Origin of the sequence: Limosilactobacillus pulli (genome assembly GCF_947381555.1) — a bacterium.
GTDB classification, from domain to species: Bacteria; Bacillota; Bacilli; order Lactobacillales; family Lactobacillaceae; genus Limosilactobacillus; species Limosilactobacillus pulli.
Map to the genome: position 1 here is coordinate 33,978 of NZ_CANCWQ010000001.1, position 11,850 is coordinate 45,827.

The window sequence follows — 11,850 nt, forward strand, 5'->3', positions numbered from 1 at the left end:
AATCAATTCCTCCCGTGGCACGTCTTAATCATCGCCCAAAACGCGAACGCCTTGAACGTATACATTGACCGCATTGGCCGTGACGCCCAGCATGGATTCGAGGTTGTACTTGACCTTTTCTTGGACGCTCTTGGACACTTCTGAAATCTTCGTGCCATAGCCAACAATGATGTTAACGTCAACGGAAACGCCATTGTCTTGCTGACGAACAACAACGCCCTTGCTATAGCTGTCATGCCGCAGAATCTGGTTGACGCCGTCCTTCAATGGATTGCGACTGGCCATGCCTACCACGCCATAGTTATCGGTAGCGGCGCCGCCTACGACCGTTGAGATCACATCATTAGCAATATCGATCGTGCCAGACTTTGTTTTAATCTTAACTGCCATCTTCAATGGCCTCCCTTAATCGTTTGTCATCAAGTTGATATCTCTATCATCTTACCATAGCACAGCAATGTCAAAAAGCAAAGTAGCCCACATTGCTTGAATCTATCGACAAAAAAATAAGCCGCCCGCAAGGCGGACAGCCTATGTTTTTGGACTAAACCCGAGTCACTTTACCCGACTTCAGGGTACGTGCTGAAACGTAAACCTTCTTTGGCTTGCCATTTACCAAAATGGTAACCTTTTGCAGGTTTGGCTTCCAGGTACGACGACTTGAGTTAAGGGCGTGTGAACGCTTGTTGCCGAAGCGCGTCCGCTTACCGGTCATGAAATCCTTAGCCATGTGGAACCCTCCTCTCCTCATCAGTTATTTTCTCCGCGCTGAGGTGCGCGCTGTAACTCACCTAAATAATTTACCATAGGGGGGCCTTCAATGCAATAGTTTTCTTTCAAGTATTTTCACTTGACACCTTGCAAAGGCCCCTGTGAATAGGCATCACGACTTTGAATAACGGCCATGATACCACTATCAAAAGAAAAATGATTGACCGTTCCGACAAACTCGTTGCTGGACCATGAGATGGGCAGCGAGCTGTCAAAATGATCCAGATTGTACTTTTCATCCGGCAGCGTCAACCCCGTGACCGGCGTCAGATTGACAAACGCCAGATATGGCATCTGGGGCACCTTATGAATCTCATAACTACCTGGCTCATAAAAATCAACCGTATTTTGCCGATCAATCAGATGAATTCGATCCAGATACTGACGATATGGATCCATTAATGGCGTATACAGATTGGCCAACAATTGATCGAGCCTGCCACCCGTAGTCCCCCAGATCGTAATTGATGCCGGCTGATAATGTTTCATCGCCAGTAAAATCCCAATCTGAGTATCAGTATAGTCTTTTTCTGGTGGGTAGATGTCTACTTGCTGCACTGCAGCTTGCACTCTAGCCAGCTGCTCAGGCGTGCTGGAGTCAAAGTCGCCCGCTGCATACGCGGGAACAATGCCGTGCTCAAGCAGGCGAGTGGCACCTAGATCAACTCCCAGCCAGGTCTCAGAACGTCTTTTTTCAACTTGATCATAGGGAATCAGAGTTTCTGGTCCGCCCACCATGATATTGATTTTTTCGTCCATTAATGATTATCCTCTAAAAAAACGCGACGAATTTCTTCGTCACGTTTTTGTTCTGATTACTTGGTAGCGTCGCGCAGTGCTTGAATGCGAGCCAGTGGGTCTTCAGCATTGTAGACGTAGGAACCAGCAACGGCAACCGTAGCCCCGGCCTTGTAGCAGTCAACAACTGTTTCATTGTTGATCCCACCGTCGATTTCAATATCAAAGTCGTAGCCATTAGCCTTCTTGATGGCATCCAATTCAGCAATCTTGGCAACCGTTTCTGGCAAGAACTTTTGACCACCAAAACCTGGGTTGACCGTCATAACCAAGACTTGGTCTACCATGTGCAGGACCGGCTTGATCATTTCAACCGGCGTACCTGGGTTGATAACGACTTCAGCATCCTTGCCGGCGTTTTTGATCAGCTGCAGCGCACGGTGAATATGCGGCGTTGCTTCAACGTGCACGCCAATGTTGTCGGCACCTGCTTCAGCCATTGCTGGAATCAGGTGTTCTGGGTTTTGAACCATCATGTGAACATCCAGGTACATGTCCGTAATCTGGCGGATGGCCTTAACAAAACCAGGTCCGTAAGAAATACTTGGAACAAACGTACCATCCATCACGTCAATGTGCAGTTCTTCGGCACCAGCTTGGTCAACCAGCTTGATGTCTTTTTCAAGATTCATGTAATCGGCGCTCAAAATCGATGGAGCTACTTTAATCATAATCCTATTCCCTCGTTTCAATAGTTTGGTTTTTGGCTGACAATCAGATCATTAAACTGAACGTAATTGTCATACCGGCTCTTCATTATTGTACCATGCTCAACCGCGTTCTTCACGGCACAGCCAGGTTCTTTTAGATGCAGGCAGCCGCGAAACTTGCATTCTGGGGCCAATTGCCGCATTTCTGGAAACAGTTTTGGCAGTTCCGTGACATCCATGTCAAAGTCTTCATAAGAAGAAAAGCCTGGCGTATCGGCAATCAAGGCTTCGCCGACATGCAACAGACTGACCTTGCGCGTGGTGTGTCGTCCTCTCTTCAAGGCCTGTGAAACCTCACCCGTTGCCAGATTCAATTCCGGTGCCAGATGATTTAAAAGCGTTGATTTGCCAGCCCCGGTCTGACCCATCATCGTAACGATATGATGACTGAGCAGCTGCTGGAGCTGAGTCAGTGATTCTTTACCAAACGGCTGGCGTTGGGCAATCACTGCATAGCCGATCTGGCGATAGCCGTTTAAGACTGGCTGCAGCTCATGCCATTCATCATCACTTAACAGATCAGTTTTTGAAAAATAGATGATGGGTTCAATGGCTTGTTTTTCTAAAGCAATCAGCTGACGATCCAGTAAGTTGCTGGAAAACTTGGGTTGTTTGGCAGCCGTAACCACGACAGCCTGATCAACATTGGCTACTGGCGGCCGCCGCAATTGGTTTCTGCGGGGCAATACCTTTAGCAAATAGCCATCTTCAAACTCGACTTGATCGCCTACGATCGGCTTGATGCCGCGCTTGCGAAAGTTGCCACGGCCACGCGTGCGAAAGACCGTACCGTCGGCAAGCACGTCAAAAAAGCCGCTGAGCGATTGTTGGATGATTCCTTGTTGCACTTTGCACCTCAACTATCCTGTAATATTCGTCGCGCTCATAATCGTCTGACCGTTGCGAATTACTCGGTAGGCACCGGTCTGGCCACTACGCAGCGTAAATGGTACGTTGATCGTTGTTTCTTGGTTGATGGTAATGTCTTGATATTCCATTGTCAGATTGTGGTAGGCATCACGGATATATACCTGTACCCGATTTTCTTTTTTGCCGCCACTGCTATCAAACGGAATATTGATTTGAATGTTAGTGGTACGCAGCTCATCAGAATTGCTGGCAATCTGAACGGTCAGCGTATCGCCATGCGTCAGTTTGCCGCCTGCTTTTGGCGTCTGCTGAATCACATGGTTGGTTGCGACGGTCGTTGAGTTCTTTTGTGTTGTCGTCAGCTGCAGCTGATGCTTATTGGCAAAATCCTGTACCTCGCTGATGTCCTTGTCCTTAAAGTTTGGAATCGTAATCTGCTTTTTGCCGGCACTGACCGTCAGCGTAACCGTCTGTTGGCTGGGATTAATCGTCGTACCGGAACTGACGCTTTGCTTGATGACCTTGCCAGTTGCGACAGTATCAGAGTACTTTCTGGTCTGTTTAACGACAAAGCCTTTGTCACGCAATTCATCGGCCGTATCCGAATAGTTGTCGCCAACGTAATCAGCCATCTTCCAGGTTTTGACGCCGCGGCTGACAATCAGATCAACCGATTGACCGGCATGCGCATGACGCTTGTTGCCGGCCACCTTGACCACATGATTTTTGGATACCGTCTGACTGGTCTTTTCGGTAACGTTGCCTAGGCGCAGGTGATGCGCCTGCAGCTTTTTTTCAGCCTGCGCCGTAGTCAAACCATCGACATCAGGAATCGTGACCGTTCGATGCATGTACATCCCGACCCCGGCACCGATCAAGGCCAATACCACCACGATCACGACCGCCCACTTGCGGATAGGATGTCGCTGGATGGTACGCTTCATACGGCTTTGCCGAGTCGGCGTCAGCTGTTTGGTGTCGTCATCAACTTTTTGGGCACTGGCTGCTTGTTGATCAGCAGCTTCTTTGATGGCGTTAAGATCCAATACCTTGGTCTCTTCGTTGCTGGACTGCTGACCAACGACGTACTTAGGCTCATTGGCACGTGACGGATCCAGCGAGGTCTGCAGGTCAGCCGCCATTGCCGCTACATCTTGATATCGATCACAAGGGTGTTTGGCCGTAGCACGATAGACCACATTTTCCAAGGGCTGCGGAATCTGTGGGTTGAATTTGCGTACTGAGGGAATCTCATCGCGGAAGTGTTTTAATGCAATCGATACCGCCGTTTCGCCTTCAAACGGTACTTGGCCGGTCAAAAGCTCAAATAAAATAATTCCCAAAGAATAAATATCTGACTGCGGCGTTGCAATGCTGCCGCGTGCCTGCTCTGGTGAAAGGTAATGTACCGAACCCAGCAGGCTGTTGGTTTGTGTCATTGAATTTTGCGATGCCGCCATGGCGATCCCAAAATCCGTAATTTTAATATTTTTATTGTCATCGATTAAGATATTTTGCGGCTTAAGGTCGCGGTGAATAATACCATTGGCGTGGGCCGTCTGTACCGCGGCTAAGACTTGCTCCATGATATCGATGACTTGCGGCAATGGAATTGGGTAGTGATCCTGAATATAGGTCTTCAAATCAGTCCCCTTAACATATTCCATAACCATGTATTGGATGCCATGCTCCTCGCCAACGTCATAGATACCCACAATATGGGGATCGTTGAGCTGCGTGGCCGCCATGGCTTCTCGTTCAAAGCGGCGTTTAGTGCTGGGATCATCGCGCAGGTCCAAGCGCAATAGTTTGACCGAGACATCGCGATCCAGCACCAGATCGTGAGCCAGGTAGACATTGGCCATGCCGCCCTCACCCAGCGATTTGATTATCTTATACCGGTGATTAAGCTCATATCCGGATTTCATTGATTTTATCTCTCCTGATCATTTTGGCTGATCAGAACGGTGATATTGTCCGGACCACCAGCTGCATTGGCTTTTTCAACCAAAACGCTGCACTTGTCTTCCAGCGGTGCATCGCTTTGCAGCACCTGGGTCAATTCCTGTTTGTCAACAGTTTTGGACAGGCCATCCGAGCACATTAGCAATTGATCACCGGGCTCAAACGGAAACACATTGACATCGATCTGCGCGTCATTAGAGATTCCAATTGCCCGGGTTATAATATTGTTCTGTGGTGACACGGCAGCTTCCTGTTCGGTTAAATCGCCGTTCTTGACTAACTCATTTACCAAGGAATGATCAACCGTGACTTGAGTCAAGACGTTTTGATGCATAATATAGCCACGGCTGTCGCCAATATTGGCAACAACGATTTTTTGTTGATCATTAAAGAAAATGGCGGCTACCAAAGTGGTCCCCATTCCTTGATATTTTTTATTCTTGCGTGATTCGTCAATGATTTGATCATTGATCTGCTGCACCTGATCAGCAAGCCACTGTTTGGCAGCTGCCTCATCATTGGGCGCAGACTTTAAGAAGCGCTGACCGAGAGCCTGGACAGTCGTTTGTGCAGCTACATCGCCGCCTCGATTGCCACCAATTCCATCAGCAACCAAATCCAGCTGCTTTCCAGAATTCGTGGTGAAACTATCGACGCGATCTTGATTTTCAGATCGCTGTTGACCAATATCAGATTGATAGGCTGTTTTCATGGGTCTAAGTTCCCTTCTACAAACGTTGCAGGCTGCTGATAAAGAATCCATCAGAGCCATAATCACTTGGCAAAATTGTCAAGGTTGCCCCCGTTCGCGCGTTTTTCAAGGCACGCGCCGTTTGAGTTTTAAGCAGCTTAAAATCTGGATGGGCAGCCAGAAATGCCTGCACGGTACCATCATTTTCCTGCTGTAAAATTGTGCACGTACTATATGTTATTATACCGCCTTTTTTCACTTTTGGGGCAACTGCATTTAAAATTGCCAGTTGAATTTCGTGCAGCTGCAGACTATCGCTAAGTTTTTTATCGTAGCGAATCTCTGGCTTGCGGCGTAAAAGCCCGATGCCACTGCATGGTGCATCAACTAAGATCTTATCAAAAAATTCATCGGCAAACTTTTCATCAACCTTGCGCGCATCTAACTGACAGGCATGCACGCGATCAGCTACGCCTAAACGCTGCGCATTTTTTTCAATCAGCTTGATCTTGTGAGGGTGAATATCCAATGCCGTAACGCTGCCGCCAGATTTAACGTCTAAAGCTGCCGCACTCTGAACGGTTTTACCGCCAGGTGCCGCACAAGCATCCAAGACCTGATCGCTCGATTCGACTTGCATGCTTTCTACAGCCAGCATGGCACTTTCGTCTTGGATCGTAACCAGACCATCCAAAAAGGCTTGCGTATTGATGACATCCCCACTTTTGACCACCAGGCCATCTCTTGCAACCTGACTTTTTTCAATCTCAACGCCCTGCTCTTTTAAGACATTAATTGCCTGGGAAATGGTCGTCTTAGCCAAATTGACCCGCAATGAGACACGTGCTGGTTCGTTAATGGCAGCAAAAATCTCATCAGCAGTCCGCTGACCATACTGCTTGGTTAACTCTTCAACTAGCCATTTTGGCAGGCTGAATTCAACTGAACAGCGCTCAATCGGATCCTGGATATCGCTAGCGCTGCGTAGGCCTTGACGCAAAATCGCATGCAAAACGCCAGTCACAAAGCGTCGCGTGCCCGGATTGCCAAGCGTTTTGGCCAACTCAATCGATTCATTGGTAACCGCCCAATCTGGTATGCGATCCAAATATTGGTACTGATAAATTGACATCAAAAGAAGCGTCTTAACCCAGCTTTCGGTTTTCTTGCCCTTAATAAACGGAGCCAGCCAATATTCTAGCGTTAATTTATGCTGCAGTACACCATAGACCAAGTTGGTAGCCAAGCGCTTATCAACTGCGCTTAACTGACTGTTTTTTAAGACCTGGTTTAACTGCAGATTGGAATAGGCGCCTTTTTGCAGGACCTGATCAAGCGTTTTTAAAGCGGCGCCCCGTGCGGTATTGATCTGCTTATTCTTCATCGGTGATTGCCTGAACTCCTTGCTTTAGATTCTGATGACCATTCAAATAGGAAGTAATGTCCATCTCGCGCTTGCCCTTTGGCTTGAGGCGGTTGATCCGGTAAGTCGTACCATTGCCGGCCGCCAAAATCAAGGCATGTTTTTCAACGCGTACAACTTGACCAGGCGCCAGATCAGTCTTTTCATCCAGTGGCGTGACGTCATAAATCTTGGTCTGAATACCATCGATGATCATGTTGCCAATTGGGAATGGACGCAGACCACGAACCTTGTCATCAATACGATCAGCTGGCAGGCGATAGTCAATGCGCTCTTGTTCACTGCTAATATTTGGTGAAAAGACGACTTTTTCTGGATCCTGCTTGACTGGCTGAACATCGCCTTTTGCCAATTTGGGCAGAGTTTCCATCAAAAGATCGCGTCCCAATCGACTCAGCTTTTCAAACATCGTACCGCTATCGTCATTTTTGGTGATTGGAATCGCCTTTTGGGCAATAATATCGCCAGCATCCATGGCCTTAACCATATACATGATCGTTACACCGGTTTCTTGATCACCGTTGATAATTGAGTACTGAATTGGTGCTCCACCACGATATTTAGGCAAAAGCGAGCCATGTACGTTAATCGCCGCGATTTTGGCTGCTTCAAGCATCTTGACGGGCAAAAACTGGCCAAACGCTGCCGTAATCTCAAAGTCAGGTGCCAAATCGATCACCCGCTGCATCTCGGTACTGCCGCTTAGTTTTTCTGGCTGCAGTACCTCAATTCCATATTTAACGGCCAGTTCCTTAACCGGCGTGGCCCGCAGCTCATGTTTGCGGCCTACTCGGCGATCAGGCTGCGTAACGACGGCCTTAACGTCATATTGATCATCATTAATCAAGGCTTGCAGAATCGGTACAGCAAACTGTGGCGTTCCCATAAATACGACTGATAATGACATAATAAAAATCCTTTCTCGTTACATAAAGTACTGTGGTTCCGGATCAATGCTGACCAAGGTATCCTGTCTGCTCTTGGCCTGCGTTTGTTTCATGACATCAAGCAGCAATTCGTGCAGCTTTTCATCATGCTTGTATTTAACGATAATCTGATAATAGTATCTTCTTTTCATCCGGGCAATTGGCCGTGGCGTTGGGCCCAAGACAACCGTATCCTTACCCAGACCGGCGTTCAATTGATCTTTGATTGCATAAATCGCCTTGGCAGCTGCATCTTCATCCTCGTTGCTGGCCATAATACGCACAGTGTAGTAGTAAGGCGGATAACCGGCCTGATAGCGAATGTTCATCTCCGCTTTAAAAAAGTCTTCGTAGTCATGCAATTGAGCATAGCGAATCGCGTAGTTATCTGGATTAAACGTCTGAATCACGACATGTCCCGGCTTATCGGCTCTTCCGGCTCGTCCACTAACTTGACTGAGCAGATCAAACGTCCGCTCACTAGCCCTAAAGTCTGGTAAATCAAGCCCCGTATCGGCATTCAAGACCCCCACCAAGGTAACATTGGGAAAATCCAGTCCCTTGGCAATCATCTGCGTGCCCAATAAAATATCGGCCTGATGGGCACCAAATTCTTTTAAGAGCTTGGCATGCATCCCCTTGTGCCGCGTCGTGTCAACGTCCATGCGAATCACACGAGCATTGGGCAGCAGTTTTTGCAATTCGGCAGCGACCTTTTCAGTCCCCGTACCATAGTAGCGAATATGGCAGCCATGACACTGCGGACAGACAGAAGGAATTGGCTCTTCATGACCACAGTAGTGACACTTCATGGTATGTGAGTCCATATGCAGGGTCAAAGAAATATCACAATTGGGACATTTCAGCACAAAACCACAGTCCCGACACATGATAAATGAAGAAAAGCCCCGGCGATTCAGCATCAAGATACTCTGCTCGCCTTTTTGCAGCCGATCGGTTAATAGACCCAGCAAGCGATCCGAAAAGTTGGTCTCGCCATTGCGCTGCATTTCCGGGCGCATATCAACGACTTCAACCGGTGGCAACGGCCGCCGATTGACTCGCGTTGGCATCTTCAATAATTGATAGACACCAGCCAGAGCCCGGGCGCGACTTTCCAGACTGGGCGTGGCCGATCCTAGAACCAATGGCGCGTGATGATATTTAGCGCGCCAGCTGGCAACGTCGCGGGCATGATAGCGCGGCGTTTCGTCTTGCTTATAGCTGGTTTCGTGCTCTTCATCCATGATAATCAATCCTAGATTTTCTAATGGTGCAAATACCGCTGAACGGGCACCAACCACGACCTGAGCCTCGCCACGCTCAATACGACGCCATTCGTCATAGCGCTCGCCATCCGAAAGGCTGCTGTGTAAAACGGCCACACGCTGACCAAAGCGCCGCCGCACACGATTAAACATCTGCGGTGTTAATGAAATCTCCGGCACCAGCAGCAAGGCCGTCTTGCCCATTTTAATTGCCTTTGCCATCGTCTGCAGATAGACCTCGGTTTTGCCAGATCCGGTAACGCCTTGCAGCAAAAAGGTCTGATTCTGTTTTTGTTCAATGGCCTGATCGATCTTTGCAACGGCTTGTTTTTGATCGGAATTCAATTTTAACGGCGCATCCAGATGCTGATCATCAGGAATCATGCCGCCTGGCGTTCGGTAGGCCTCAACGGCGGTTTTCTTAAGCCAGCCACGCTTTTCGCCGATGTTAAACGTTGCCGCCTTTAAACCCGATTGCTGCATCGCCTGCTTTAGTTTAATGGTTTTACTATCAAGACTTTGCAGATATGAGATCAACTGCTGCTGGGCATGGGCGTTGGCCCGAATCCCCATCCGCTCGTCTTCATACTGCTCAAACGACATCAAAGGCTGAATCGCCGTTTCTTTTTTGATGCGAGCCCGGTCCTCAACCTGGTATTCAAACGAGACCCTGCCTTGACGCTTGAGCTTAAGCAGCTGACTGACGACTTTGGGATCGTTTTGGCATCGTTCAAAGTCCAGTTCATCTTTTCCATGAAATAATTCCAGTGCCGTCTGCTCGTCAATTTCGTCAATAATACGGACGACCCGATGACTCTTGGCTTTTAAGGCGTTGGGCAGCATCGTGTACAGACACGAGATCCAAAAAGCATAAGTCTGATCGGCCATCCATCGACTCAGTTTTAAAAGTTCTGGATTGACGACCGGCACCAAATCCATCAGCCCGGCAATTGGCTTGAGCGTCCCATCGTATTCGGTCGGCTGATCGATACCAACGACAAAGCCCTGTACTTCACGCTTGCCCCGACCAAACGGCACGATTACGCGCATCCCGACTTGAATCTGGTTTTCCAGTCGCTTGGGGATTGCGTACGTATATGGTTGATCAGTCTGCATCGTTGGTACGTCAACGATTACCTGTGCCAGTTCGGCCATCTAATCACCAGCTTTCAACAGTTGATTTGCCAGGTCAACGATTTTTGCGGCAATTTTTTGCTTGGACTGACGCGGCCATTTTAAAGGTGCCTGGTTCGGCCGCAAAATCGTAACGGCGTTGGCATCTGAGCCAAAACCGATGCCTGGTTTGGAGACATCGTTAGCCACGATCACATCGGCATGCTTTTTAGCCAACTTGGCATTAGCATTTTGCAAAAGATCGTTAGTTTCGGCCGCAAAACCGATCACTGCCTGCCCCGGTTTTTTTTGGGCACCCATCGTAGCCAAAATATCTTCAGTTGGCACTAGATGCAGCGTCAGGGTGCCGTCACCATGCTTTTTGATTTTTTGATCAGCCAAAACAGCCGGACGAAAATCAGCAACGGCCGCGGCCATGATCAAAGCATCCGCATGGGCAAACTTTTGTGATACGGCGTCAGCCATTGCCTGCGTAGAAAGCGCTGTTGTAATCGCGATGTTTGGTGATTGCGGCAATTCAACCGAAACGCTGCCGACAATCAATTCAACCTTGGCTCCTGATGCCGCTGCTGCCTGGGCAATTGCAATCCCCATCTTGCCTGAGGAACGGTTGCCCAAATAGCGAACTGGATCCAATGCCTCTCTGGTACCACCGGCCGTAACTACGATTGTCTTACCCTTCAGTTGACCATTGGCAGCCGATGATTGAAGCGGTTGTTTGGTCAAACAGTTTTGTACCTGCTTGACGATCTCAGCTGGTTCTGGCATCCGCCCCTTGCCGGCATATCCTTCCGCCAACATACCATCTGCCGGTTCCATAATGATCACGCCGTCTCGTTTAAGCTGAGCAATATTTCTTTGGGTGGCAGGATTGTTCCACATGTGAACATTCATAGCTGGGACTGCCATCTTGGGCGCACTGGTAGCCAAAAGTGTGGCTGAAACGGCATCGTCAGCCAGTCCATTTGCCATTTTTGCCAAGATGTTGGCGGTTGCTGGAACCACCAGTGCCAAATCGCTCCAGTCGGCCAGTTCGATATGCGGTACCTGACCATTAAGCGTGGCTGACCATTGATCAATCAAAACCGGATGCTTAATCAGAGCTGCCAGAGTCGCTGGCCCAACAAAGCGCGCAGCATTTTTGGTCATCGCCACGCGTACTTCGTGTCCCTGCTTTTGCAAGCCACGAACAACTTCAACTGCTTTGTAGACGGCAATTCCGCCTGTCATATGCACTGCAATCTTTGCCATGTTTGCCCCCTTGATGAAAATAAAAAGAGCAGCACCAAACCCT

General features: G+C 48.7%; 11 protein-coding genes. All 11 read right to left on the reverse strand.

The window, feature by feature from the left end:
* Positions 1–24 precede the first annotated feature (24 nt).
* Positions 25–390 carry an Asp23/Gls24 family envelope stress response protein gene (locus tag QOS03_RS00165; RefSeq protein ID WP_006499614.1) on the reverse strand — a complete coding sequence of 122 codons (366 nt, stop codon included), beginning with the start codon at positions 388–390 and terminating at the stop codon, positions 25–27.
* A gap of 154 nt (positions 391–544) precedes the next feature.
* Complete coding sequence (gene rpmB, locus QOS03_RS00170; RefSeq protein WP_006499613.1) at positions 545–730, reverse strand: 50S ribosomal protein L28; 186 nt, start codon at positions 728–730, stop codon at positions 545–547.
* A 116-nt stretch (positions 731–846) separates the two neighbouring features.
* Positions 847–1,530 carry a thiamine diphosphokinase gene (locus tag QOS03_RS00175; protein WP_283574944.1) on the reverse strand — a complete coding sequence of 228 codons (684 nt, stop codon included), beginning with the start codon at positions 1,528–1,530 and terminating at the stop codon, positions 847–849.
* Positions 1,531–1,586: 56 nt separating this feature from the next.
* Positions 1,587–2,240, reverse strand: coding sequence for a ribulose-phosphate 3-epimerase (gene rpe / locus QOS03_RS00180; RefSeq protein WP_034540451.1), 654 nt, complete (start codon positions 2,238–2,240; stop codon positions 1,587–1,589).
* Positions 2,241–2,257: 17 nt separating this feature from the next.
* Positions 2,258–3,127, reverse strand: a complete 870-nt coding sequence (gene rsgA / locus QOS03_RS00185; RefSeq protein WP_283574945.1) for a ribosome small subunit-dependent GTPase A — start codon at positions 3,125–3,127, stop codon at positions 2,258–2,260.
* A gap of 12 nt (positions 3,128–3,139) precedes the next feature.
* The gene (pknB, locus tag QOS03_RS00190; RefSeq protein WP_283574946.1) at positions 3,140–5,077 is read right to left on the reverse strand and encodes a Stk1 family PASTA domain-containing Ser/Thr kinase; all 1,938 of its coding nucleotides are present in this window, start codon (positions 5,075–5,077) and stop codon (positions 3,140–3,142) included.
* A gap of 5 nt (positions 5,078–5,082) precedes the next feature.
* Positions 5,083–5,826, reverse strand: a complete 744-nt coding sequence (locus QOS03_RS00195; protein WP_272209283.1) for a Stp1/IreP family PP2C-type Ser/Thr phosphatase — start codon at positions 5,824–5,826, stop codon at positions 5,083–5,085.
* A 16-nt stretch (positions 5,827–5,842) separates the two neighbouring features.
* Positions 5,843–7,189, reverse strand: coding sequence for a 16S rRNA (cytosine(967)-C(5))-methyltransferase RsmB (rsmB, locus tag QOS03_RS00200; RefSeq protein WP_283574947.1), 1,347 nt, complete (start codon positions 7,187–7,189; stop codon positions 5,843–5,845).
* Positions 7,179–8,135, reverse strand: a complete 957-nt coding sequence (gene fmt / locus QOS03_RS00205; protein ID WP_283574948.1) for a methionyl-tRNA formyltransferase — start codon at positions 8,133–8,135, stop codon at positions 7,179–7,181. The genes rsmB and fmt overlap by 11 nt, the downstream gene beginning before the upstream one ends.
* Before the next feature lie 18 nt (positions 8,136–8,153).
* Complete coding sequence (gene priA / locus QOS03_RS00210; RefSeq protein ID WP_283574949.1) at positions 8,154–10,577, reverse strand: primosomal protein N'; 2,424 nt, start codon at positions 10,575–10,577, stop codon at positions 8,154–8,156.
* Positions 10,578–11,807, reverse strand: a complete 1,230-nt coding sequence (gene coaBC / locus QOS03_RS00215; protein WP_169462167.1) for a bifunctional phosphopantothenoylcysteine decarboxylase/phosphopantothenate--cysteine ligase CoaBC — start codon at positions 11,805–11,807, stop codon at positions 10,578–10,580. It abuts the gene before it with no gap.
* Between the last annotated feature and the right edge of the window lie 43 nt (positions 11,808–11,850).